The sequence below is a fragment of the Microcystis sp. LE18-22.4A genome, from assembly GCF_027531105.1.
In the GTDB taxonomy this organism is placed as follows: domain Bacteria; phylum Cyanobacteriota; class Cyanobacteriia; order Cyanobacteriales; family Microcystaceae; genus Microcystis; species Microcystis aeruginosa.
The window spans coordinates 1-23,578 of sequence record NZ_JAPZRB010000464.1 but is presented as its reverse complement, the minus strand read 5'-3'; the positions used below and the strand labels follow the sequence as shown (position 1 = coordinate 23,578).

Genomic DNA, 23,578 nt, shown 5'->3' with positions numbered 1-23,578 from the left:
GCAGGAGAATTTGATTTATGGTGTAGTCAAAAAACCTTAGTTTATTATTCAGAGCAACAGATTAAACGGGTAAGAGTTGTTAGACGTGCTGACGGTTATTATTGCCAGTTTTTAATTGACGTAGAGCGGCAAGAATACCATAAACCAACGGGACAAATAACAGGAATTGACCTAGGGTTAAAAGAGTTTTATACTGACGCTCAAGGCAATACTGTAGAGAATCCACGTTATTTAAGAAAGTCAGAAAAACGACTGAAAAAAGCACAAAGGAGATTATCAAAACAATTTTGCAAAGGAAACAAACAGTCTAAAAACTATCACAAGCAACGGATAAAAGTAGCTAGGCTTCATCTTAAAGTGTCAAGACAACGTAAAGACAAAGCAATTAAAGACGCTTTGGCGTTAGTCCAGTCTAATGATCTGGTAGTTTATGAGGCTTTAAAGGTAAGAAACTTAGTCAAAAACCGTAAGCTTGCCAAGTCGATTAGTGATGCTTCTTGGTATCAATTCACTGAATGGTTGAATTATTTTGCCAAGATTTATCGGATTGTCTGTGTTGCTGTTCCTCCCCATTTCACGACTCAAGATTGTTCAGTTTGTGGGACGAGAGTTCAAAAATCATTAAGCACTAGAACTCATCAATGCCCCAATTGTAAAACAGTCTTAGATAGGGATCATAATGCAGCAATAAATATCCTTAAAAAAGGGTTGCAATACTTGGGAAATCATCTCAACGGTACTGTTGGGCAAACAGAAACCGACCCAAACGCCTTGGGAGAGTCCGGCCTCTGGATTCTTAATGGAGACATTGAGAATCTAAGCTGTCTCGTTGAACAAGGAATTTCTAACAGCGATGTGGAAAGAGTCCCCCGTCACAGCGTAGCTTGACGGTGGGAGTATGTCAAGCAATGCTGCCCTCGCCCAAGGACTTCTCAGCGCGGCGGGATTAGACACAAAAACTTGGGTACAATTGGCAGTCAATCTCGCCTATAATCTGCCCAATAGTCGCAAGGATGAATTAGAAGCGGACCGACTGGGTTTAAACAATCTAGCTGAGGCTGGTTATGCAGCTAAGGCCATGATCTCCTTGATGGGAAAATTAGCACAACAGAGGGGTTCTACCCCGACAATTCTCAGCACCCATCCTGCTACAGGCGATCGCATTTTAGCCCTACAAAAACAGCTTAATTCGGTTAATAACAAGCAGAATCAAGGTTTAGACGAGGATTATTACCAATTGCAGATTCGTTCTCTCCGCTAATCAGACAATTTCCTGAACAGATAAAAACTCGGCCACCGCTTGATTAAAACTTTCAGGTTCCCCTAAAAATGCCCAATGATTACCCGGTATCTTTTTAATCTCTAGAGAAGTTAAATACTTTTTATAAGATTGAATTTGCCAAGCAGTGCGATTTAATCCCTGTTGGGGAAGGATTAATAAACTGGGAATATCTAAAGTTTTAGTTAATCCGGCAAACCCCATGACATCCTCAAAAATTTCCCCGCGTGCCGATAAAGTGAATTTACCGCTCCAACTGCCATCAGCTTTTTGTTCAATGGCATTTTTAAACACCTCTTGCTGTAGATTTGACCAACCTTTATATTGTTTTAATTGACGAGCGATCGCCGCTATGCTCTGATAACTATCAAAGGAGCGAGTAATCTTTAAAAAGGGCAAAACTTGATAGAGAATTGGAAAAGTTATCCTAATCCAACTAGGCATTTTATCGATAAAAAAGGGATCGACTAAAATTAAACTCTTAAATACTTCCGGCTGTTGAGTTGCCCAAATTGCCGCTATTTTAGCACTCCAAGAATGACCTAAAATATGTGCTTGCGTCCAACCTAAATGATTAATTAAAGCCCTTAAATCGCCGATATAATCCTGAAAGTGATAACCGGTTGCCGGTTTACCGCTTTCCCCATGTCCCCGCAAATCTGGGGCAATAACTTGATAATTTGAGCTTAAATAATCGCCCAAGCTTGACCAAACCAAAGCATGATCCGCCATGCCGTGCAATAATAATAGAGGCATACCTCGATCGCTCCATTGTAAATAGGAAATTTCCATCGAGTTATTGGTAAAAGTCTGGCGTTGTGGCATAAATTCTCGACTGATTTTTACTCTATAATTTACCTATCACTTAATAAAACTTCATACAATGGCACTACAATCTCCGATCACTGGGACTAGCTTAGAGCAATTGTCTTGGACATGGCAAGGTCACACCATCCCCTACACTGTGCGGGGAGAAGGACAACCCTTAGTATTAATTCACGGTTTTGGGGCATCTATCGGTCATTGGCGCAAAAATATCCCCGTTTTAGCGGAAAATGGCTATCAAGTCTATGCCCTAGATCTTTTGGGATTTGGGGGTACAGATAAGCCCGCTTTAGATTATAGTCTCGACCTTTGGCTGCGGCAAATACAAGACTTTTGGCGAGAAAAAATGGCAAAACCGGCGGTATTTATCGGTAATTCCATCGGGGGACTGATTACCTTAATGCTGATGGCAGAATCTCCCGAAATCACTGCTGGAGGAGTAATTATTAACTGTGCCGGAGGATTAAACCATCGTCCCGAAGAATTAAATTTGCCGCTGCGTTTAATCATGGCTGCCTTTACCGGTTTAGTTAGTTCTCCCGTGACAGGAAAGTTTATTTTTGAACAGGTAAGGCAGAAAAATCGCATCCGGAAGACCTTAAAACAGGTTTATCGGGATCATACCGCGATTACCGAGGAATTAGTCGAAATTCTCTATCAACCCTCCTGTGATGCGGGTGCGTGGGGAGTGTTTGCATCGGTGTTGACAGCACCCCCCGGACCATCGACCCAGGAATTATTACCGCAAATCGATCGCCCTTTATTGGTACTCTGGGGAGAGGATGACCCTTGGACACCGATCGCCGGTTCGGTAATTTACCAAGAAAGAGCTAAAATGGGAAATAATACCCAATTTTATCCGATTGCCAAAGCCGGTCACTGTCCCCACGATGAACATCCCGAAAAAGTTAATCAATTAATTTTGAGTTGGCTGTCGGAAATGGGGATTTAGTCAGTTAAAAAAGTTGGGGTTGATAAGCAATCCTTCATCGATCTGCCTCGCGATTCAGTTTTGAGGTTATGAGTTTATTAAGTCAGATTATTCACTGATAACTGTTTACTGATAACTGATAATTTTTCTCGGCCCCAAAGGTAAATTTAATGATTTTTGCGGCCAGTTTTTCCCTGAGTGAGAAATCGATAAACTTAATAGAAAATGCGGGAACAGGTTATCGAAGATTTTAGCGATTAATAGTTACTGGAGAAATCTGCCAATCGGGGCGAAGATTTTTCGCCCCTTGCAGATAGACGTGCTGCATTTCGCTTGGCAGTTTGGGAGTATTAACGTGGAGAATTACCCGAATACACTTTTCCAGACTACCAGCGACGTGCATCTGTTGCACATCGAGGAGGGGGACATTTTGCCAATGGGGACGTTCGCGAGCGATAGCAGCGGGGAAAATCGCGTCTAAATCCTGAGTTGCCGTAAAGATAATACTAACAATATCATCGGGATCGAGACTATTGTGGATTTCGATCGCTTCGAGGAGTTCTGTCACTGCTTCTCGTATAGCTTCAATAGTATTAGCTGTTACTGTTGTTGCTCCCCGAATGGCTCGAATCTTCCACTGCACGATTGTCATCCTCCGCTAATCCTGATGAGTCAATTTTAGGGGTTAACGCGCCCTTTTTCTCGACTTTAATCTAGCCATCAGGGTCGGTATAACCACAATAGTTGTCCGTTAACTTCCAATTCAAATTCTAGACGCTGTAGGGTTTTTTGTAATCCTAGGGGTATTTGGGAACGATTGCCCGTCAGACGACTGAGGAGGGGTTTCGGTTCTTCGATAGTCTGACATTTAGTTTTATCTGGGGGTAATCCTGCCAATTCTAGCGCCCAAAGTCGGGCATCTTCCTCGGTTCCCAAGCGATCGACCACTCCTAATTCTAAAGCCTGTTGACCAGTAAAAATGCGCCCATCGGCAAAAATTTTCACTTGATTGACATCTAAATTTCTAGCTCCGGCGACGGTTTGCAGAAATTGCTGATAACTGGTATCGATCATATCCTGGAGAATTCTTTCTTCTTCATCAGTTAATTCTCGATCGAAGGAGAGAATATCTTTATAAGGGCCAGATTTAATCACTTTAAACGAAACTCCCACCTTATCCAACAATCTTTCCAGATTGTTCCCTCTCAGGATCACACCGATCGAGCCAGTAATCGTGCCGGGGTTAGCCATAATATAATTGGCCCCCATACCGATATAAACGCCGCCAGAGGCGGAAATATTGCCAAAACTAGCGATTATTTTCGTGTTTTTTTGTAACCGCTTCAATGCTTCATAAATTTCTTGGGAATCCCCCACGGTTCCCCCGGGGGAGTCAATGCGGAGAAGTAGGGCGGGATATTGCCTTTCTTTGACGATTTCTAGGGCTTTTAAGACTCTTTTGCGGGTATCGGAGGCAATTGCACCTGTAATTTCTATTCGAGCGATTTGTTTGTGGGTTTTCGGTTTAAAAGGCCAGACCATCAGGGTTAAATATCTCTAAAAAAAGGACTCTTTCTAATCTAACGCTTTGATCGTTCCAGGTTAAGCAGACATTATATTTCAGAATTTCAGGACAAAATGTCTGGTTAAGTGTTTGACATCCTCACGGCCAGGGCCGGACGGTGATGACCGGGCAGCTCGAACAAGATTTATTCAGCAAACCCTAATTAGGGCTGGCTGAATAATGGTAAAACCCTTTTAAAATAAGGCTTTTGACCTGTTAAAATCCGATGTTAGTGCCAGAATATAGGATTAGGACATTCAAAAAACTTGCATTATCCTTCTCTTAGTAGATAAACTGGTACAAAAAAGAAGGGCAACAAAGCCTGAAACGACCGGCTACTGACGACCGGCTACTGACTCCTAACCCCACCAACAAACTTTTTGCCGCAGACCCTAAGTAGGGTTTGCTGAATAAATCTAAAAACCTTATCCAACAAGGTTTTTAGACTTTTTTCCCCTCAAAAAGTGCCGACCATTGGAGTGATTGGGGGGAAAATTCCTGGACTTTTTCCCTGAAAATTAGCTAATTGACCACCTGAAAATCGGTAAAACCCCACACCCCACACCCCACACCCCACACCCTACCCCCACGAAAAACTTTTTGCCGCAAACCCTAAGTAGGGCAAGGGGCAGTAGAAGCTGATAGGCAAATGGCCATTCCCAGCGATTACCGACCTGAACAAGGAAATTACAGATTTTTTCAAGCTAGGATTAAAGATTTTGTATCGAAAAATACAAAACCGGCCAAAGTGACTGTTTAGGATGGATTTTTTGAGAAGCTTAAGAACCGATTCATACGTCAAAGGAGTTTTCCATGCCCGAAACGCCACAAGAAGTCTTGAAAATGATTCAGGACAACAATATTAAGATTATCGACCTGAAATTTATTGATATGCCAGGTATCTGGCAACATTGCTCGTTCTACTACGATCAAATCGATGAAAGCTCTTTCAGCGATGGTGTTGCCTTCGATGGTTCCAGTATTCGCGGTTGGAAAGCAATTAACGAATCCGATATGGCCATGGTTCCCGATCCCACCACTGCTTGGATCGATCCCTTCTATAAGGAACCTACCCTAAGCATGATCTGTAGCATCAAAGAACCGAGAACCGGTGAATGGTATAGCCGCGATCCTCGCTCTATTGCTCAGAAAGCGATCGATTATCTTAGCAGTACCGGTTTAGGTGATACCGTATTTTTTGGACCGGAAGCGGAATTTTTCCTCTTTGATAGCGCTCGTTTCGACCAAACCGCCAACTCGGGCTATTACTACATGGATAGTGTCGAAGGTCGTTGGAATAGCGGTAAAGACGAAAAAGACGGAAATCTTGCCTATAAACCCGCCTACAAACAGGGTTATTTTCCCGTTAGTCCCACCGATACCTCTCAAGACATTCGCACGGAAATGCTCTTAACCATGGCCGACTGCGGAGTTCCCATCGAAAAACATCACCATGAAGTCGCCACTGGTGGTCAAAACGAGCTAGGGATTAAATTCTCTACCCTAGTACGGGCTGCCGACTACTTGATGACCTATAAATACTGCATCAAGAACGTGGCCAAGAAATACGGTAAAACCGTCACCTTTATGCCTAAACCCATCTTTGGTGATAATGGTTCCGGGATGCACGTTCACCAGTCTATCTGGAAAGATGGTCAACCCCTGTTCGCCGGGGATAAATACGCCGGACTTAGCCAAATGGCACTGCACTACATCGGCGGTTTGCTTAGACACGCTCCCGCGCTCTTAGCTTTAACTAACCCCACCACCAACTCTTACAAGCGTCTCGTCCCCGGTTTTGAGGCCCCTGTAAACCTGGCCTACTCCCAAGGTAATCGCTCCGCTTCGATTCGGATTCCTTTATCGGGAAGCAACCCGAAAGCCAAACGTTTAGAATTCCGCTGTCCTGATGCCACTTCTAACCCCTACCTCGCTTTTGCAGCTATGCTCTGTGCGGGTATCGATGGAATTAAAAATCAAATTGAACCAGGGGAACCTCTCGATGTGGATATCTACGAACTCAGCCCCGAAGAATTGTCAAAAATACCCTCTACCCCCGGCTCTCTAGAAGCAGCTCTGGAAAGTCTCGAAAAAGATCACGCTTTCTTGACCGATTCTGGTGTTTTTACCGAAGACTTTATCCAAAACTGGATCACCTACAAACTCGATAACGAAGTTAACCCGATGCGCTTACGTCCCCACCCCTACGAGTTCTCTCTCTACTACGATGTCTAAGGTTTGATTGACTAATCATTAATCCTAGGGTGGGCTTTTGTCTGCCCTTTTTTTTTCCGAATCAGCAAGTCAGTCCCGATGAAAAAATTTTCACCACCGCAGATGAAAGAGGTTTCCTTCCCCACACCCCACACCCCACACCCTGCCACCACCGAAAAACTTTTTGCCGCAAACCCTAGTATAATCCCTTGCTGCCAATTAGCATAAAATACGATTAATTGACCAGGATTTTGGGGCGATAGTTTATGGAACGCGGGTTATTGTGGACACCTTTATTAATTCTGTTTATTTGGTTGGCTTGGAGTGGTTGGAATGAATACCAAAAAGTGGAAATCTATCGACAATGGGCCGAAAACTTCGATCGAGCTAAGTATGATATATATTCTGTCTTAGGTCAAAAAGATAAAATTATCACTTGGGGAAAGCCAACTCGTAAGGGAGTGATTAATTTACAAACTTTTTCCCTAGAGGAGGTCAAAGAAATCCGTCTGCTAGTTAATAATCAAGTGGTGGATTTAGATGCTCTTCCCCCGCAGGGTTCCCCTTGCCTAGAATTTATTTTTAAAGAGCGATCGCCTGAAAGAATTCCCTTTACTGAAGTTGAATTAGCCAGTCGGTGGGCGAAATTTTTACAACAACAAATCTTAATTTAATGGCGATAATTTCTAGCGCAATCTTCCTGATCGCAGGATACCGACAACTAACCATAAACCGATTAAACTAGCTGTAGCAAATAATACGGTACTGATAATAGTTAATTGCCGAGATTGGGTGCTGGCTGTGACAATGGCGGCCCCGATAATTAAGGAACCAATAATCACACTAAAAGCTAGTCGATTGGCGGAATTATCTAAACTGCGACGGAGATTATCTAAGTCGCGAATTTTCAGATTAACATTTAAAGTTTCCGAGGTTAAACCATCTAGTAAAACTTCGATTTGACGGGGATATTTCAGGGAAAAAGATTTCAAGTCTAAAACTGTTCTTAGGGCAGTTTGTAGGGGAGTGCTACCGATTAACTGTTGTTCAAGAATATTAGTTAATAGCGGTTTGACTTCTTCCAGGATATTAATATCAGGATTAAATTTTCGGGCAGTTCCTTCTAGATTAGCGAGACTTTTGGCAAATAAACCTAAATTACCCGGAAGTTTAATTCTATTGCGACGGGCAATTTGCAAAAGTTCATAAACTACCTCACTAAAGTTAATTTGATTTAAATTGAGGTTATAATATTTTCGCAACATCCGCTCATAATCCACCTCTAATTGTACTAAAGTAATCGGCACCACTGACTCGGACAGTTTAATAGTTAGTTGACTGCATCTTTTGGCATCTAAGTCAACAATTGCCAATAACAATTCTGTTAAAATTTGTTGAGTTTGCGGGTCTAATCTGCCCACCATGCCACAGTCAATTAAAGCGACTCTACCATCGTCAAGATAGAAAATATTACCCGGATGAGGATCGGCATGAAAGAAGCCATCAATATAAATTTGTTGAAAAAATGACCGAAACAAAATCCGAGTTATTTCGCTTTTTCTTTGGGAAATTGCTTGCTCAGTTGCTGGTCTAGAAACATCGGCCTCTAAAATTTGTTTTCCTTCTAACCATTCTAACACTAATAGCCGACAATTAGTTAAGTGCCAATAAATTTTAGGAATAACTAACTGTTTGGGTTCTGACCAACGACTCTGGGTTAAATTATAGCGTAATTGGTCAGTATAATGACCTTCTTGGGTGAAATCTAATTCCGCATTGACTGCTTTAATAAACTCCTCTGCTAAGTTAACAACGTCGTAACTTTGACCAAATTCTGTTAGGGCAACTAAATCAGCAATTCCCTTAATTAAGGCACTATCTTGGGCGACAATTTTTTCGATCCCCGGACGCAAGACTTTAATCGCTACTTCCTCCCCAGATAATAAAGTTGCCCGATGAATTTGCCCGATCGATCCCGCGGCGATCGGTTGGGGATTAATATACTTAAATACCTGTTCGATCGGTTTGGCTAACTGTTCGGTGATGACTATTTCTATATCCGTCCAAGCAACGGGAGGAACTTGCGCTTGTAGGGCAGTTAAAGCCTCGATATAATTAGCGGGTAGCAGATCGGGACGGGTACTAAGTAACTGTCCCAATTTGACATAAAAAGGCCCCAATTCCACAAGGATTTTTTTGAGAACTTCTGGGGTGGGAATCTGGGGATTTTCTGTTTTTCCTAGGGTTAAAACCCCGCGCATATAGTCCCAACCGTTGCCGAGAACTATCTCAAGGATTTCTTTTTGTCTTTGACTGGTTTGGGGGAGTGAGAACACGGTATTATCAGTTATCAGTTATCAGTGATCAGTTATCAGTGGGGAAGTTATCAGTTATCAGTTATCAGTTATCAGTTATCAGTTATCAGTTATCAGTTATCAGTGGGTAAGTTAGGTACTTATCGATGGGTGCATCCCACATTTGCAGGAACACCGATAATCAGCAATTATCAGTGACTTTTAAATTATTACAGATATATCAGCAGCTGCCTGTAAGCATCCCACCGAAAAACTAATGCGCGGGGGGTTTGGGGGGTTCTACCCCCCAAAAGCTTGGATTGAGCGATAAAACCGAAAGTAACGCCCGATTTTAGTAGGAAGTTTCCCTTAAAAAATCCCAACTTAGTAGATTTACAAAAATGAGATGTACCCCTTTCAGTTATCAGTTATCAGTTATCAGTGATCAGATTTGAGTTTTAAGTGAGCAGTATTAAATAGAAGTTTCCTACTGTCTTTTCACTGGTTACTGGTTACTGTTTACTGATCACTGATTACTGAAAAAAAGGCTTTTAGACTTTTTTTTCCTCAAAAAGTGCTGACCATTGGAGTGATCGGGGGTAAAATTCCTGGACTTTTTCCCTGAAAATTAGGTAACTGACTACCTCAAAATCGGTAAAACCCTACACCCCACACCCCACACCCTGCCCCCACGAAAACCTTTTTCAGCAAACCCTACTTAGGTACTTATCGATCCTATAACAATTTCTCCAATTTGGGATCGGTTTGTAATTGCTTGAGAACTTGTTTAATATCTTGGGTACGATCTTTGTGGACAACGAGAGTTGCTTTACCGTCGCGAACAATTACCAGATCTTTTAAACCAATAGTAACGATCACTTCTTCCCGATCACTAGCATAGATAATAGCCCCCTCCGTATCCAAACCGACATGATTGGCCAGTTCAATATTTTTGCCCTTTGCTGCTAGTAATCTTTCCAGAGAATTCCAATCTCCCAGATCATCCCAACCGAAATTAGCGGGTAAAACGTAAGCGAGTTGGGTTTTTTCCATCAAAGCATAATCGATACTTTTTTTCTCTAAATCCTCATAGGCAGCGATGCCCCGATCGATCAGAGGTTGTAAAATATTATTAGCGTGGGTTTTTAGCTCCTCTAAAACCACTTGTCCCTGAAAGATAAACATTCCGCTATTCCAGCTAAAAAGTCCCGTTTCTAGGAATTTTTCGGCCGTGGTGCGATCGGGTTTTTCCGTAAAACGACTAACTTTATAGACGGGTAAACCATTAAATTCGCCCTGATTTTCTCCCTGTTCGATATAACCGTAACCGGTGGAGGGATAATCGGGTTTAATCCCTAAAGTAACGATCGCTTTTTGGCTGACGGCCACTTCTACGGCCGCTTTTAAAGTGTTAATATAAGCCTCTTGATCACCAATATAATGATCGGCAGGAAAAAAACCGATCGCCACTTCTTTACCATAACGTTTTATCACTTCTAAAGTAGCCCAAGTCACAGCCGGGGCCGTATCCTTGCCCACCGGTTCCACTAATAGGTTACTCTCCGGTAAATCGGGCAGTTGTTCGCGGACACCATCAGCGATCGCACTAGCGGTAATTACCCAGAGATTTTCCCAACCTGCCCCTAAAGATAATAGACGATCGGCCGTTGCTTGTAAAAGACTGCGACCACTACCATCAAGACAGAGAAACTGTTTCGGACGCGCTAGACGACTGAGGGGCCAAAAACGTTCCCCTTTACCCCCGGCGAGAATGACTGGAACAAGCGACTGATTCATAAAAATTGACACTTATCGGTTAAGTTGAACCGATTGTATCAGACGGCAGTGAGCGTTTTCCCGACCCAAAGCTAAAAAGCGGGCAAATAACCCGCTTTCTAGCAAAAATAACCGAAATATTGCGATTAGAAATTCATTTCGGCCGCTTGTACTGTTTCCACTTGTTTTTTCTTAATAACTAAGAGGATTTGGCAGAGCATAATACCACCGAGGAATAAAACTAATCCTTTGATCCGGCCGGGATTTTGTAGGACAACTTCCGTCTCTTTTTGACCAAAACCGCCGACATTGGGGTTACTGGTTAAAAATTGTCCCACTTCGATCGCTTGACCTTCCGAGACGATTAACTCAGGACCTGCGGGAATATTTTCCACCACGGGGCCAGCTTCGGAAGTGATGGTGACTTCATAACCACCGGCTTCGGTTTTGCTGATCTGGCTAATTGTACCTGCGGTAGAAGCTTTGAAAGCGTTATTATTGCTGGGTTCACCGGTGGGGTACACTTGACCGCGACCGCGATTGGCCCCTAAATGCACAGCATATTTACCGAAGTGAATACCCTTATTTTGGCTAGGATCGGGGGCCAGGACGGGGAAAACGATCTCTTTGTATTGATCACCGGGTAAGGGGCCGACGATAACCACGTTATCTTGACCTTCTTTGTAGGATTGGAAATAGACTCCACCGAGTTTTTCCTGCATTTCTTCGGGAATGCGATCGGGGGGCGCGATTTTAAAACCATCCGGTAGCATTAAGACTGCACCGACGTTTAAACCCCCCTTCGATCCGTCTCCTAACACCTGTTGACTGGCGGGATCGTAGGGGATTTTTACCACTGCTTCAAAGACGCTATCGGGTAATACCGAGTGGGGGATTTCAATTTCGGCGGGTTTTTGGGCTAAATGGCAGTTCGCGCAGACAATCCGACCGGTTGCTTCTCTGGGGGTTTCCGGGGCGGTTTGTTGCGCCCAAAAAGGATATGCTTGGGCAGATTGGGGGTTAATGACATCGCTGGTTAGGAGCAGGGAAACGGTAGCGATCGCCACGAGGACAGCTTTCACTAGGGCCTGTCTGTGGACTTGCGGGAAGCTTAAAAAGTTGAATGTTCTCATCTCTATCGGTTGAATAATTCCAAATCTCGTCACATTGAATAATCTATGACCACCAGGGTTCTTCGCCGGTGCGGAAGTCGGTTTCCGTCCAAGTGGAGAAGACGACTTTATCATTATCGGTGACGTTGGCATGGGCGAGGGCTAAGGATAGAGGCGCTGGACCGCGAACTACTTTTCCTTCGGCATTGTACTGGGAACCGTGGCAAGGACACATGAATTTTTCTTCGCTGGCATTCCAAGGCACCACACAACCTAAGTGGGTACAGACGGCGTTAATTCCGTAGTTGGCCAGGGTTTTGTCCTCTTGGACGACTAAATAGGTGGGGTCGCCTTTTAAGCCTTGGGCTAAGGTGCGATCGCCAGGGTTATGGCTTCCCAGAAATTGACTGACAATCACATCATTACCGAGGGCATCTTTAGCGGTGACACCGCCACCCGTACCACCGGCCGAGGGGGGAATAAAATACTTAACAATCGGATACAAAGCCCCCGCTGCTACTCCGGTAATTGTACCAAAGGTCAACAGGTTCATAAATTGACGACGCCCCAAATCGGGAACATCTGTACCGGAAACTTGACTCATTGCTCCTTATCTCCAAATGTAAATTTTTGTAAACTAATTCTCATCTAAGGGCGATTTTGTGCATCTCGATCAAGACGAAAACCCAGAGCTTAAAGAAGGTTTACAAGGGCTGTATTAGATTATTACAGATATTGAGTCACGGACAATTGCCACAGCAAAGCTGCCCCCAATGCGATCGCTGTTTGCTCGCTTTCAGTGCTAGAGGCAAATTATTAAAAAATTGACATAATGGCGGCTTGTCTGTTTACTTGACAGTTACGCTTCCTATCAGTCATACTATTAAAAATAGTTCAAAAAAACCAAAGATTAGGTTATGTGACTCTAACCAACACAATCAACTATTACCGGTGATTTACTCAAGATGATGACAGCTAATTCTGCTTATGAATTGTTAGAATCTGCTTATGATAAACTCGATTTTAGTCAAGGCGACTTAGTGAGTTCAAAAGTGTCATTGTCAGAAATAACTTTAGAAGAGTGGATAGAAAAAGGAGATTGGTTAGAATTAGCCAAGCAAGTTGAAGCAGAAAAAGTTTTTTTTGTTAATAATAATCCTGTGATTATTTTTGCTAAATGCGATACTCAAGAAGATGAAAAAGTACGGCAAATCTTTAATAAAATATGGTGTATGGCTAGACCAAGTTACCTATTTTTAGCGAAAGAAGGTGAACTAGCTATTTACGATCTAACCAAACCACCTGCTAGAAGTATAGAAGATTGGAAGAAAAATAATAGACCGTTAGAAGTTGCCCAAAACATACTTGAAGTAACTTCAAACCTTTATCAATACAGACGGGAACAAATCGAATCAGGGAAGCTTTTTGAGGATGAGCGTTTTGAAACATCTAATCAACGTGCTGATCAATCACTGATCAAAGATTTAAAAACAGTTCGTTTAGCCTTAATCCGTGAAGGATTAAGCGAAAATAAACGTAAATATGCTCATGCTTTAATTGGTAGATCAATTTTTATTCGCTATTTGGAAGATAGAGGAATTTTAACTCAAGAGTATTTTGAAGCAATAGCACAAAACAATGCAACATGGAAAGCCTTACTTAATGCTCCTGACGATCAGTTAAATATGGAAACTGAAGCTAAACAACATTATATCAAAATATTAAGTGATAAAAGTTTTACCTATGCTTTATTTAATCAGTTGAGTCAAGATTTTAACGGAGATATGTTCCCTTCTGATGAACAAGAAGCGGAATCTGTTGAGCAACGGCATTTATCTCTCTTACAAGAATTTTTACAGGGAAATATTGATCCACAAAAAAAATTATTTTTCTGGGCTTATAAATTTGATATAATTCCTATTTCTTTAATTAGTAGTATTTATGAAGAATTTTATCATGAGTCAAATACAGAAAATATTGATAATGGGACGCATTATACACCGAGTTCATTAGTAGAATTTGTCTTGTCTAAAGTTTTAACGTCAGATTGTTTGACAACTCATCCCCGTATTCTTGATCCTTGTTGTGGTTCAGGAATCTTTTTAGTGGAAGCATTTCGGAGAATTGTGAGACATCGAGTCTATCAAAATCAGGGACAGCGATTAAGTTGGCAAGAGTTAAGAGAAATCTTAAAAAATCAGATAGCTGGCATAGAAATTAATTCAGAAGCTATCAGAATTACTGCATTTAGTCTATATCTTGCTTTATTAAATTATCAAGAGCCTCCAGACATTTTATTACAAATTAAACGAGGTGAAAAATTACCCTTTTTAATTTATCAAGCGAATGGGTTATCTGAGGATAATCACTTTAATAATTTAGTCTGCGATAATGCTTTTCAAGAATTTTCTAACTCAGAGGATGTGATATTATCTAGAAATTTTAGTAGTCAATGTGCTGATGTTGTTGTCGGTAATCCTCCTTGGGGATATCCTAAAACGAAGGATAAAAAAGGCACAAAAGACTTAAATATCGCTTTACAATGGTGTCAAGAACGTGATTATCCAGTCGGAGATAAAGAACGTTCTCAAGCGTTTATCTGGAGAGTATTTGATTTTTTAAAAGATAATGGATGGTCAGCATTAGTGGTATCAACAGGTATTTTCTTTAAGACCCATGATAAAAGCAAAGAATTTAGACAAAAATGGTTAAACAGTGTCTTATTAAAAGAAGTTGTCAATTTTGCTCATGTTCGTGATATTTTCTTTAAATCTGGTAATAAAAACCAATCTAGTGCCTCAATTTCTCCTTTTGCTTCAATTATTTTTCAGAAAGTCAATCAGACAGAGTTAACCTTAAAAGATCAAGTTGTCACTTATTGGTCTGCTAAAAAAACAGCTATGATTAAAAATGTGCAAGCTGTTATTTTGAGCGTTATGGATCGTCGTGGTATCAGACAAAGTGAACTATTTTATAATGATTCTTTATGGAAAATTTATTATTGGGGAAATCATCAAGATGCTGGTTTAATTAAAGGGATACAATTATCGCAAACTTTAAAAGAATTACATGACTCTAGGAATAGTGGTCAAGGATTTTCAGAAGGGAAAAAGGATCAAAAAGATTGCCAGTTACCGAGATTACTTCCCACAGATAAATTTGAAAGATATGGTTTAATTTCTCCTTCTTGGTTTGAACAAGCACCTAAACAAGCAGCGCGCCCTAGACAACTCGCTCTATATAATGGAGAACGTCTATTAATCAAGCGTGGTATTAGTCAAAGATTAAATAAACAAGGAGAAATTATTGCCCGGTTTGAATCCGAGAAATTTTCTGTTAAAAACTCGATTAATTCTATTAAATTAATCGAACCAGAAACGTGGAAATATAAAGTTATTTTAGGGATTCTTTGGTCTTCTTTACCTCGATACTATTTCTTTTTAACTTCAAGTAACTGGGGAATCTGGCACGATGAAGTCTATACGACTCAATATTTAAGTTTGCCGATTATTTTTCCAAAGGATCAAGGTATTCGGGAAAAAGTTATCGATATTGTTGAGCAATTACAGAATTGTAATCCTATAAAGTATAGTATTGAACATCCTGAAGGAAAAACTCCAGAAAAAATAGAAGCACAACTCACTGAATTAGAATATCAATTAGATGAGGCAATATTTGATGTCTATGATCTCACCATTGCTGAACGGGATCTCATTCGTGATATGTGTGATGTTGGGATAGAGTTTTACTATAATCATATCAACAGTAAAGCAGTAAAACCTGTTGAAAGCTATCCTCAACAAAATCAAGGACTTCTCAACGATATTAATAAAAACCGTCAAACTCAAAAAGGATTAGAAGGTTATTTACAAGCCTTTTTAGATATTTGGAATCGAGAATTAGAACCTGATGGTGAATTCAGTTGGCAGATTATTCGTCCTCAATTTCAGGGGTTAGAAAATCCTATGTTAGCCGTTATTTTCTCTACACAAGAGTATGGAGAAAAACCTCAACCTGTCTCCCAATCAGATCAAAAACAATGGATAGAAATTATTGATCAATTAGCAAGACAAGAAAACGGTTTATTAGTTCCCTATAATAGCCATCAAATTTATCTTGATGGTTTAGTTCGTTCGGTTTCTGATACAGAAATCATTATTATTAAGCGTAATGAACGAAGATTCTGGACTCGTAGCATGGCGCGTGAGGATGCGGAGGCAACAATGCTTCAAATTATTAACTTACAAGAATCTCAAGAAAGGATCTAAACTTATGACAAAACCAAGTTTATTAAAAAAAGATATATGGGGTAATAATGAAAAGAGAGTTTTGGAGCTTTTTAGTCGTGCTTTGAAATTACTTCAAGAAAGCACAGATTTGCCGGATAAAGAAGATGATTTAAGTCGTCAGCTTTTTATGTTAGTTCGTCAGCTAAATTGTCAGAATGATAAACAAGGGCTTTCCTGTTCTCCCATATATCAAGGTCAAAATCAGCCTGTTAGTGATGATGCAAGTCGATCTAGACGAGAAGACAAAAAACCTGATTTTCAGTGGGAAATGCGGGATTCACATGAGATAAATCCTGAGAGGATGTCTAGGTACTATACTTTAGAAGCTAAACGATTAGGTTCTCCTTCGTCAAAATTTCAAAAAGATTATGTTTTAAAAGGCATACAAAGATTTATTTTAGCTGAATGGGGTTATGGAAAATCTGTCAGTTCGGGAGCAATGATTGGTTATATTCAAAATATGGAATTAAAAGAAATTTTAAATAAAGTTAATAAGCATTGTTCACAACTAACCATTATAGATTTAACTTTATCGCCGGAAGGATGGCAAAATGATGTGAGTCGTCTTGACCATCAACTAGAACGTCCTGATGTGCCACCTAGTCCATTTAATTTAAGACATCTATGGGTAGATTTACGAAGTAAAAAAACTGATAACAATGACGATACCTCATCATAAAAATTTATTCAAATTCTCCATTAAACGCTCATGAATCTCATCACCCCAAAACCGAAATAAGGACAACCCTAGACGATTGACCCTTAAAAACACATCCTCAGCATCATAAACGGCTAATTCTCACTGATTCTGACTCATTAAAATCATCAATCTCCCTTTTAAGTCAACTCTTAGAGATTGCTAAAATAGGAGTAGAAAAAGCGATAGAAACCGATGAAAAAACGGCCACCGCTTGGATAAACCAACAACTTCAGCATTTAGATATTGAACTAACCCACTCAAGCAGAGAAACATGAAAGCACTCAAGGTTATGGCAACCATTGATGAACAAGGACAACTCACCCTAGATCATCCTTTAATCATAGACAAAAACAGCCGTGTAGAAGTTATTATTCTCATCCCAGAGGAGGAAACCCAAGATACATCTCAAGCAGAAATTTTAGCAGACTTTCGGCAAGCTTGGCATGAAGCCATGACAGGACAAACCATTCCCGTTTCTCAACTTTGGGAAGGGTTAGAAGATGACTAATCAACCGATAATTCAAGTTTTAGCCTCGGCGACATTCAAGCGAAATCTCCGCACTCTTGCTAAGAAATATCGCAGTATTCGAGATGACATTCAACCTATGATTGAACAACTTGAGCAAGGAGAATTACCTGGTGATCAAATACCTAGTATTGGTTATACTGTCTTCAAGTTGAGAGTCCGAAATAGTGATATTCAAAAAGGCAAAAGTGGGGGATACCGTTTAATTTATTACGTCAAAACTGCAACAGCAATCATTCTGTTAACTATTTACACGAAATCTGAACAAGTTGATATGGCGGTAAAGGATATTCAAAGCATTATTACAGACTATGAACAACAGTAAACAGATTATAATTGTAACAGCTATTAATTGGACTAACCACCCATGAATATTAAACAAAAACTATCTTTAGTAACACAAAATCTCTCCGATGAACAATTAGGACTATTGTTAGAGTTAGCAGTAAAATTACAAAATAAAAACCCAAATACACTTAACTTTACTGAACAAATTACCTCTCAAGCTTATCAAGAATGGATTGGTTCTGATCATGACATCTACGACGAGATTTTTGCCGATGAAATTACAAAAGGGTGATGTAGTATTGTGTCAAGTACCCATGCCATCCAGTCAATTTCAACAGTTTAAGCTTCCTGCTGCTGTTATCGTATCAGCTAATGATATTAATCAAATTTTAGATGATGTAATGGTTGTTCCTTTTACCTCTAATCGTAATCGCTCCTTTTCGATAAACCAAAAACTAGAAAGCTTGGGAGTAAACCTAATCTGATGAACACAAAAATAAATCTACCAATGGAGCAAATTAAAGGATTTTGTCAAAAGTGGCAAGTCACCGAATTGGCATTATTTGGTTCAGTTTTACGGGAAGATTTCCGTTCAGATAGCGATATTGATATTTTAATTACCTTTTCCCCAACCGCTAAACGAGGTTTAACCGAAACCCTACAAATGCGCGATGAACTGCAAGCAATTTTTGATCGAAAAGTAGATTTAATTGTGAAAGCAGCACTCAAACGGAGTGATAACTGGCTAAGATGTAAAAACATTTTAGAATCAGCACAGATTATATATGCCTCGTGATCAAGAATCTCTAATCGACATTGTAAATGCTATCAGACGTATTTTGCGCTATACCGATCGAAAAATAAATTAACAGAACTTTTGAAAGCAATCGCACCCTTACTCTAAGAGTGCTTTAAAAGCAAAAATCCAAACAACTGTTAGAAATTGCTAAAATAGGAGTAGAAAAAGCGATAGAAACCGATGAAGAAACGGCCACCGCTTGGATAAACCAACAACTAGAAAGCTTGGGAGTAAACCTAATCTGATCAACACAAAAATATGAAAATTCCTCAAGAAAAACTCTCACAACTTTGCCAACATTGGCATATTCATAAACTTTCCTTATTTGGTTCAGTTTTACGAGATGATTTTACCGCAGATAGTGATATTGATCTGCTCGTTGAGTTTGAACTTGGTTTTACCCCTAGTTTTTTCAAACTTCATCAAATTCAAGAAGAATTATCTCAATTATTTGATGGACGTACTATTGATCTCGTTACCGTCAAATCTCTTAATCATCGTATTCGTGAGCGTGTTTTAGCAACAGCAGAGGTGTGTTATGTTCATGATTGACACAGCAAATAAAGCACTTAGCTTTGTAGAAGGTGTCAGTCGAGCAGTATTCGAGATGACATTCAACAATAATCACGACAATTTTTGATTTTTACAGAGGTCTATTTTTAACGGGGGAGGATGTCAACCCTCACTTCCAGATTCAACAGTATGGCCGACTTCGCTGATCCATTGGGCAATTTCTGCGCGGGATGCGGTGGTTTCTACGGTGACGATTTTATTGGCTACATCCACCGATATTTGGGCTGCTGGTTGCTGATTGTTAATCGCTTTAGTAATGGTATTAGCGCAACCTTCACAGGCAATACTAGGCACTTTTAGGGTAATTGTCATTGTTGTAACTCCAGTAACTTTATAGCTAAAAACTAGCATAAATTGTCAGGGGTAGCTGATTTTTTAAGAGTTTATTTACCATTTCAGCACTGCCGCTTCGATCCCCTGTTCCCGACGCAGTTTACTATCTTTTTCTAGCCATTGGATGACCTGTTTATGGGTTAGTTCTTCTAGGGTTACTCCCGTATCTTCGGCGATTATTTTTAGTAAGCGTAGGGAAGAAATCGTTAAACGAGTCAGGAATTTTTCGGGAGAAGTTAAGAGGGCAGCGTCCACATCTGCCGATTCTTCTGGGGTTAAAAATTGTCTGTTTTCGATCATAGTTTTATTTGGTTTCCATCCAATTGTCACCGGCTTTAATTTCTACCAAGAGAGGGATCGTCAAGGAGACAGCTTCTTCCATAGTCGTCTTGATTTTTGACTCTAGGGATGGCCATTCCTCCCTCGGTACTTCCAAGACTAATTCATCATGGACTTGCAGCAGTAATCTCGCTCGATAATTTTGCAGTACCTCGGCTAATTTTACCATCGCTACTTTAATAATATCAGCACTGGAACCCTGAATGGGCGCATTAGCGGCCGATCTTAATAATTGTGCTTCCTCGTTGTTGAGTTTGAGGCTATCTAAATCGATGTCGTGTAAGGACAGTCCTCGCAGTCTTTTTAAGAGGGGATTATCGAAGTTAAAATAACGTCTTCTACCCAAAATTGTTTCCACATATCCCTGAGCGATCGCTTGTTTTTTGCTATTTTCTAAATACTCAAATACTTGGGCATAACGTTGATGATATTTTTCAATAAATTTTCTGCCCTGTTCTACGGTTAATTTCGATTCACGGGCGAATTTTTGCGCTCCCATGCCATAAATAACCCCGAAGTTAATTGTTTTTCCTAAACTGCGTTCTTCGGGGGTAATTTCCCTTTTATCAAAGAGCAATTGAGCGGTGACTTTATGAACATCTTGATTACTACGATACGCTTCTAATAAAACTGGTTCTTGACTGAGATGAGCGAGAATTCTTAACTCGATTTGTGAGTAGTCCGCTGATACTAATAAGTAACCATCTTCGGGGATAAAAGCTTGACGAATTCGTCTGGAAAATTCACTGCGAATGGGGATATTTTGTAGGTTAGGATTGGAGGATGATAAGCGTCCGGTGCTGGTAATGGTTTGATTAAAATCTGTATGTACTCGTGCGGTTTTTGGTTCGGCTAATTTCGGTAAAGCATCCACATAGGTGGATTTTAATTTGGATAAGGTGCGATGTTCAAGGATATAATCAACTAAGGGATGATCTCCTTGTAGTTTCTCTAAAACACTTTGATCGGTGGAGTAACCTGTTTTAGTTTTTCTGGATTTTTTGCGATTGAGTGCCAATCGATCGAAGAGGATTTCACTTAACTGTTTAGGAGAGCTAAGATTAAAAGTTTCTCCGATAGATTCATAAGCTTTTTTTTCTATGTCTGCCAAGTCTCTTTCTAGTTGCTGGGAAAAGTTTTTTAGATAATTGATATTAATTTTTATACCATAATTTTCCATCTGCCACAGCACCATGACTAAGGGAGATTCTACCTCTGAGAATAATTGATATAAAGAGGGAATTTTAGTTAATTCTGCCTGTAATTTTTCTCGAAGTAAATAGGTAGCGTAGGCATCTAATCCGCAGTAGTTGGCAGTGGTGGTAATATCTAAATCAGCGATAGTTTTTCCCGTAGGAATACCGAGACTTTTATAACTAAGGGAAGTGATACCAGTTAAATAGCGATCGCATAAATCTTCGAGATTATGAGTTAGTTCGGGATGGAGGACATAACTAGCCACCATAGTATCAAAAACTAGACCTTTAACGGTAATTCCTTGATGATAAAAAACATCAATATCAAATTTCGCATTCTGGAAGACTTTCGGATAATTATCACCCGCTAAAATTGGGCGTAATTTTTCGAGAACTATCTCTAGATTTAAATTATCGCCGCTCTGGTGTCCGATAGGAATATAGGCCATAGCATTTAATTCTTTTCCCCAACAGCAACCGATGCCGACTAATTTGGCTACACGAGGATTTAAATCCGTGGTTTCGGTGTCCCAAGCGACAGGAAAATGTGGATTAGTGAAAGTTCTTAATTTGGCCAGTAGAGCATCTAACTTAGGAATAGTATCAATAATGTCGGGAGCAATTAGAACCGGTGGAGAAACAGGGGGTAAATCAAACAGAGACAATTGATTAGAATCAGCATCGCTAGTTAATTCTAGGGGAGGAGTGCCACCTAGCTGCTGTTGAATTTGATCGAGTTTCTGGAGAATTTTCTTTAACTCTAATCTTGCCAATAAAGGTTTAACCAAACGCCGATCAAAACCTCGGAGACGAAATTTCTCCTCTTCGAGGCTAACGGGGGCATCAAGGGCAATTTTAGCTAAATAGCGAGAACTTTCGGCGGCAGTTTTACCCTCTAATAATTTAGTTTTTACCATTCCCTTTATCGATTCTAGATTGGTATATATATCCTCTAAGTTATCGTATTTTTTTAATAAATCTATCGCTATTTTTTCGCCAATTCCGCGCACTCCGGGGATATTATCAGACTTATCACCGCAAAGAGCTTTAAAATCTACTACCTGTTTTGGTGTCACCCCTAACTTTTCCGTGACAGCTTGGGAATTGAATTCTGTATAACCCTGTCCCGAGGTACTTTTGACCGCATTAATATCCAGATAGAGAACCGTGGTTTTTTTCTCCTCATCTACCAATTGGAATAAATCTCGATCGCCTGTTAAAATCTTGACTGTATAACCATGATCACTGGCTTGTTTTGCCAAAGTTCCTAAAACATCATCTGCTTCGTAACCCGGGGAAGTCACAATAGGAATATTCATCGCTGCCAAGAGACTTTGCAGATTAGTTAAATCGGGGCGAAATTCTTCGGGAGTCTCTTGCCGATTAGCCTTATAATTGGCATCAGCTTCATGGCGAAAAGAAGGAGCTGCTAAATCAAAAGCAACTGCTAAATAAGTGGGTTTTTGAGTTTCAAGTAACTGCATCAGAGAATTTAAAAACCCAAAGCACACACTGGTGGGAATGCCGGTAGAAGTACGCAGAGGACCAGAACGAGACTTAGCAAAGGCATAATAGGCACGAAAAGCCAAAGAATGCCCATCGATCAGGATAAATAACTTATTTTGCCCAGCACTGGTCATAATCTAGCCTCTTTAGTCCTATCAAAATAATACTAAATAGTATATAAAATTTACATTCCCTATTTTGCCCGAATTTGCCCAAATTTGACAAGGGGGGTTTTTCTGTTTAGAGTATAACATAGGCTGGCATTGTTCTAAACTTAAATCTTTCTATCTCTTTACAGGCGGCCGATGCCTGTGCTACCAATTACATCAATAGCATTTACAGGCATCCTGCTTGTACCACTAGGGAAAAACTAGACCGAATTACAGTAGCTCCCAATATTTGTTTAGAATAACTCACTATCAGAAAAATGCCGATTACTGTAGGATCTGTTTTAAAGCTGTTAGCGAAGGGAATTATGCTACACTAGCATCAATATCTAGTCAAAAAGGCTTGTAATTTATGACTCCTCATCTTTCTCTTAGCCAGATTATAGAATCTATCGATCAACTTTCTTTAGAAGAACAAAACCAATTATTTGAAAAATTAGCGCAGAAAAAACAACAACAAGAGCATCCACTCCTCAATATACCAGTTACCCTAACCTATAATCCCCTCTTAGATGAAGTCATAGAGAGTATAGAAACCTATCGTCAAAAAGTTGACCAAGAAGACAGTCAACAAGTTGAAACACCGTGACTCAATATATATTAGATACCGATCATATAACCCTACTGCAAAAACTACATCCGAACTTAGTTCGGAGAGTAGCGTCTATCGATCCTGATGATACGGCTATAACAATTATTACTTTAGAAGAACAAGTAAGAGGATGGTTCAGCGTGATCAGAAAATACTCTCAAAGCAATAGACCTCTTGCAAAAATCAAAAATCTTCCTTTAGGTGAGGAGTCAGGAGCCAGTAGTCAGTAGTCAGGAGAATTAAGAATGAGCATTAATCAATTAAATGCTCTATTT

The 23,578-nt window shown here is 40.2% G+C and carries 23 protein-coding genes and 2 pseudogenes; 15 read left to right on the top strand and 10 right to left on the bottom strand.

Going from position 1 to position 23,578, the window contains the following annotated elements; all coding sequences use genetic code 11:
• On the top strand, positions 1 to 888 hold an 888-nt coding region (locus O9295_RS20330), incomplete at its 5' end, for an RNA-guided endonuclease InsQ/TnpB family protein (protein WP_288034893.1).
• A 19-nt stretch (positions 889 to 907) separates the two neighbouring features.
• A pseudogene (locus tag O9295_RS20325) lies at positions 908 to 1,261 on the top strand (M48 family metalloprotease); the annotation flags it as partial.
• Here the strand turns inward: O9295_RS20325 and O9295_RS20320 are convergent.
• Positions 1,262 to 2,104, bottom strand: coding sequence for an alpha/beta fold hydrolase (locus tag O9295_RS20320; RefSeq protein WP_288034890.1), 843 nt, complete (start codon positions 2,102 to 2,104; stop codon positions 1,262 to 1,264).
• A 58-nt stretch (positions 2,105 to 2,162) separates the two neighbouring features.
• Here O9295_RS20320 and O9295_RS20315 point away from each other — a divergent pair, with 58 nt between their 5' ends.
• Complete coding sequence (locus O9295_RS20315) at positions 2,163 to 3,056, top strand: alpha/beta fold hydrolase (protein ID WP_002798343.1); 894 nt, start codon at positions 2,163 to 2,165, stop codon at positions 3,054 to 3,056.
• 229 nt (positions 3,057 to 3,285) lie between these two features.
• Here the strand turns inward: O9295_RS20315 and aroH are convergent, their stop codons facing one another.
• Together aroH and sppA are read right to left on the bottom strand one after the other, a co-directional pair.
• On the bottom strand, positions 3,286 to 3,687 hold the full coding sequence (gene aroH, locus O9295_RS20310; protein WP_002798342.1) for a chorismate mutase: 402 nt from the start codon (positions 3,685 to 3,687) through the stop codon (positions 3,286 to 3,288).
• Positions 3,688 to 3,755: 68 nt separating this feature from the next.
• Positions 3,756 to 4,577, bottom strand: coding sequence for a signal peptide peptidase SppA (gene sppA, locus O9295_RS20305; protein ID WP_288034887.1), 822 nt, complete (start codon positions 4,575 to 4,577; stop codon positions 3,756 to 3,758).
• Between the two features lie 835 nt (positions 4,578 to 5,412).
• Here sppA and glnA point away from each other — a divergent pair.
• A complete protein-coding gene (gene glnA, locus O9295_RS20300; RefSeq protein ID WP_288034885.1) occupies positions 5,413 to 6,834 on the top strand; it encodes a type I glutamate--ammonia ligase in 1,422 nt (473 codons plus the stop codon).
• Positions 6,835 to 7,079: 245 nt separating this feature from the next.
• Positions 7,080 to 7,487 carry a hypothetical protein gene (locus O9295_RS20295; protein ID WP_288034883.1) on the top strand — a complete coding sequence of 136 codons (408 nt, stop codon included), beginning with the start codon at positions 7,080 to 7,082 and terminating at the stop codon, positions 7,485 to 7,487.
• 12 nt (positions 7,488 to 7,499) lie between these two features.
• Here O9295_RS20295 and O9295_RS20290 read toward each other — a convergent pair whose 3' ends face one another.
• From O9295_RS20290 to petC, 4 genes are all read right to left on the bottom strand, one after another.
• Positions 7,500 to 9,149, bottom strand: coding sequence for an ABC1 kinase family protein (locus O9295_RS20290; RefSeq protein WP_288034881.1), 1,650 nt, complete (start codon positions 9,147 to 9,149; stop codon positions 7,500 to 7,502).
• A gap of 693 nt (positions 9,150 to 9,842) precedes the next feature.
• Positions 9,843 to 10,904 (bottom strand): mannose-1-phosphate guanylyltransferase, encoded by a 1,062-nt coding sequence (locus tag O9295_RS20285; protein ID WP_288034879.1) that lies wholly within the window; start codon positions 10,902 to 10,904, stop codon positions 9,843 to 9,845.
• Positions 10,905 to 11,029: 125 nt separating this feature from the next.
• Positions 11,030 to 12,016: a cytochrome f gene (petA, locus tag O9295_RS20280; RefSeq protein ID WP_002754684.1), complete on the bottom strand. Its 987-nt coding sequence runs from the start codon at positions 12,014 to 12,016 to the stop codon at positions 11,030 to 11,032.
• A 43-nt stretch (positions 12,017 to 12,059) separates the two neighbouring features.
• On the bottom strand, positions 12,060 to 12,599 hold the full coding sequence (gene petC / locus O9295_RS20275) for a cytochrome b6-f complex iron-sulfur subunit (protein WP_002737937.1): 540 nt from the start codon (positions 12,597 to 12,599) through the stop codon (positions 12,060 to 12,062).
• A 361-nt stretch (positions 12,600 to 12,960) separates the two neighbouring features.
• Here petC and O9295_RS20270 point away from each other — a divergent pair, with 361 nt between their 5' ends.
• The 8 genes from O9295_RS20270 to O9295_RS20235 all read left to right on the top strand — a co-directional run bounded on the left by O9295_RS20270 (position 12,961) and on the right by O9295_RS20235 (position 19,149).
• Entirely contained in the window at positions 12,961 to 16,263 is a 3,303-nt protein-coding gene (locus O9295_RS20270) for an HsdM family class I SAM-dependent methyltransferase (RefSeq protein WP_288034876.1), read from the top strand.
• Between the two features lie 4 nt (positions 16,264 to 16,267).
• Positions 16,268 to 16,963, top strand: coding sequence for a hypothetical protein (locus O9295_RS20265; RefSeq protein WP_288034874.1), 696 nt, complete (start codon positions 16,268 to 16,270; stop codon positions 16,961 to 16,963).
• A 292-nt stretch (positions 16,964 to 17,255) separates the two neighbouring features.
• Positions 17,256 to 17,492 (top strand): type II toxin-antitoxin system RelN family antitoxin, encoded by a 237-nt coding sequence (locus O9295_RS20260; RefSeq protein WP_002754695.1) that lies wholly within the window; start codon positions 17,256 to 17,258, stop codon positions 17,490 to 17,492.
• Positions 17,485 to 17,835, top strand: coding sequence for a type II toxin-antitoxin system RelE family toxin (locus O9295_RS20255; protein WP_147069478.1), 351 nt, complete (start codon positions 17,485 to 17,487; stop codon positions 17,833 to 17,835). The genes O9295_RS20260 and O9295_RS20255 overlap by 8 nt, the downstream gene beginning before the upstream one ends.
• 42 nt (positions 17,836 to 17,877) lie before the next feature.
• A complete protein-coding gene (locus O9295_RS20250) occupies positions 17,878 to 18,090 on the top strand; it encodes a hypothetical protein (RefSeq protein WP_147069477.1) in 213 nt (70 codons plus the stop codon).
• Positions 18,044 to 18,283, top strand: coding sequence for a type II toxin-antitoxin system PemK/MazF family toxin (locus tag O9295_RS20245; protein ID WP_288034869.1), 240 nt, complete (start codon positions 18,044 to 18,046; stop codon positions 18,281 to 18,283). Before O9295_RS20250 ends, O9295_RS20245 begins: the two co-directional genes overlap by 47 nt.
• Before the next feature lie 23 nt (positions 18,284 to 18,306).
• Positions 18,307 to 18,594, top strand: coding sequence for a nucleotidyltransferase family protein (locus O9295_RS20240; RefSeq protein ID WP_002789522.1), 288 nt, complete (start codon positions 18,307 to 18,309; stop codon positions 18,592 to 18,594).
• A 261-nt stretch (positions 18,595 to 18,855) separates the two neighbouring features.
• A complete protein-coding gene (locus O9295_RS20235; RefSeq protein WP_288034867.1) occupies positions 18,856 to 19,149 on the top strand; it encodes a nucleotidyltransferase family protein in 294 nt (97 codons plus the stop codon).
• Positions 19,150 to 19,272: 123 nt separating this feature from the next.
• Here O9295_RS20235 and O9295_RS20230 read toward each other — a convergent pair whose 3' ends face one another.
• Genes O9295_RS20230 through polA form a run of 3 tightly spaced genes read right to left on the bottom strand, consistent with a single transcriptional unit; the run spans position 19,273 to position 22,678 of the window.
• Positions 19,273 to 19,521 carry a heavy-metal-associated domain-containing protein gene (locus O9295_RS20230; RefSeq protein WP_002754697.1) on the bottom strand — a complete coding sequence of 83 codons (249 nt, stop codon included), beginning with the start codon at positions 19,519 to 19,521 and terminating at the stop codon, positions 19,273 to 19,275.
• 36 nt (positions 19,522 to 19,557) lie between these two features.
• On the bottom strand, positions 19,558 to 19,803 hold the full coding sequence (locus tag O9295_RS20225; RefSeq protein ID WP_002736270.1) for an NDH complex assembly factor CRR9: 246 nt from the start codon (positions 19,801 to 19,803) through the stop codon (positions 19,558 to 19,560).
• A gap of 4 nt (positions 19,804 to 19,807) precedes the next feature.
• Positions 19,808 to 22,678, bottom strand: a complete 2,871-nt coding sequence (gene polA / locus O9295_RS20220) for a DNA polymerase I (protein WP_288034864.1) — start codon at positions 22,676 to 22,678, stop codon at positions 19,808 to 19,810.
• 385 nt (positions 22,679 to 23,063) lie between these two features.
• Between polA and O9295_RS20215 the strand changes: the two genes are divergently transcribed.
• Together O9295_RS20215 and O9295_RS20210 are read left to right on the top strand one after the other, a co-directional pair.
• Entirely contained in the window at positions 23,064 to 23,300 is a 237-nt protein-coding gene (locus O9295_RS20215; protein ID WP_002746188.1) for a hypothetical protein, read from the top strand.
• Positions 23,297 to 23,473 (top strand): annotated as a pseudogene (locus O9295_RS20210) (type II toxin-antitoxin system VapC family toxin); the annotation flags it as partial. The gene O9295_RS20215 and the pseudogene O9295_RS20210, both read left to right, overlap by 4 nt.
• Between the last annotated feature and the right edge of the window lie 105 nt (positions 23,474 to 23,578).

Excerpts from the sequence above, each read along its gene's own strand:
- O9295_RS20215 (WP_002746188.1), top strand. The coding sequence starts at position 23,064 with ATGACTCCTCATCTTTCTCTTAGCCAGATTATAGAATCTATCGATCAA.
- O9295_RS20285 (WP_288034879.1), bottom strand. The coding sequence starts at position 10,904 with ATGAATCAGTCGCTTGTTCCAGTCATTCTCGCCGGGGGTAAAGGGGAA.
- petC (WP_002737937.1), bottom strand. The coding sequence starts at position 12,599 with ATGAGTCAAGTTTCCGGTACAGATGTTCCCGATTTGGGGCGTCGTCAA.
- O9295_RS20225 (WP_002736270.1), bottom strand. The coding sequence starts at position 19,803 with ATGATCGAAAACAGACAATTTTTAACCCCAGAAGAATCGGCAGATGTG.
- O9295_RS20250 (WP_147069477.1), top strand. The coding sequence starts at position 17,878 with ATGAATATTAAACAAAAACTATCTTTAGTAACACAAAATCTCTCCGAT.
- polA (WP_288034864.1), bottom strand. The coding sequence starts at position 22,678 with ATGACCAGTGCTGGGCAAAATAAGTTATTTATCCTGATCGATGGGCAT.
- O9295_RS20235 (WP_288034867.1), top strand. The coding sequence starts at position 18,856 with ATGAAAATTCCTCAAGAAAAACTCTCACAACTTTGCCAACATTGGCAT.
- petA (WP_002754684.1), bottom strand. The coding sequence starts at position 12,016 with ATGAGAACATTCAACTTTTTAAGCTTCCCGCAAGTCCACAGACAGGCC.
- O9295_RS20245 (WP_288034869.1), top strand. The coding sequence starts at position 18,044 with ATGACATCTACGACGAGATTTTTGCCGATGAAATTACAAAAGGGTGAT.
- O9295_RS20265 (WP_288034874.1), top strand. The coding sequence starts at position 16,268 with ATGACAAAACCAAGTTTATTAAAAAAAGATATATGGGGTAATAATGAA.
- O9295_RS20295 (WP_288034883.1), top strand. The coding sequence starts at position 7,080 with ATGGAACGCGGGTTATTGTGGACACCTTTATTAATTCTGTTTATTTGG.
- O9295_RS20240 (WP_002789522.1), top strand. The coding sequence starts at position 18,307 with ATGGAGCAAATTAAAGGATTTTGTCAAAAGTGGCAAGTCACCGAATTG.
- O9295_RS20255 (WP_147069478.1), top strand. The coding sequence starts at position 17,485 with ATGACTAATCAACCGATAATTCAAGTTTTAGCCTCGGCGACATTCAAG.
- aroH (WP_002798342.1), bottom strand. The coding sequence starts at position 3,687 with ATGACAATCGTGCAGTGGAAGATTCGAGCCATTCGGGGAGCAACAACA.
- glnA (WP_288034885.1), top strand. The coding sequence starts at position 5,413 with ATGCCCGAAACGCCACAAGAAGTCTTGAAAATGATTCAGGACAACAAT.
- O9295_RS20270 (WP_288034876.1), top strand. The coding sequence starts at position 12,961 with ATGATGACAGCTAATTCTGCTTATGAATTGTTAGAATCTGCTTATGAT.
- O9295_RS20320 (WP_288034890.1), bottom strand. The coding sequence starts at position 2,104 with ATGCCACAACGCCAGACTTTTACCAATAACTCGATGGAAATTTCCTAT.
- O9295_RS20260 (WP_002754695.1), top strand. The coding sequence starts at position 17,256 with ATGAAAGCACTCAAGGTTATGGCAACCATTGATGAACAAGGACAACTC.
- O9295_RS20230 (WP_002754697.1), bottom strand. The coding sequence starts at position 19,521 with ATGCTAGTTTTTAGCTATAAAGTTACTGGAGTTACAACAATGACAATT.
- sppA (WP_288034887.1), bottom strand. The coding sequence starts at position 4,577 with ATGGTCTGGCCTTTTAAACCGAAAACCCACAAACAAATCGCTCGAATA.
- O9295_RS20315 (WP_002798343.1), top strand. The coding sequence starts at position 2,163 with ATGGCACTACAATCTCCGATCACTGGGACTAGCTTAGAGCAATTGTCT.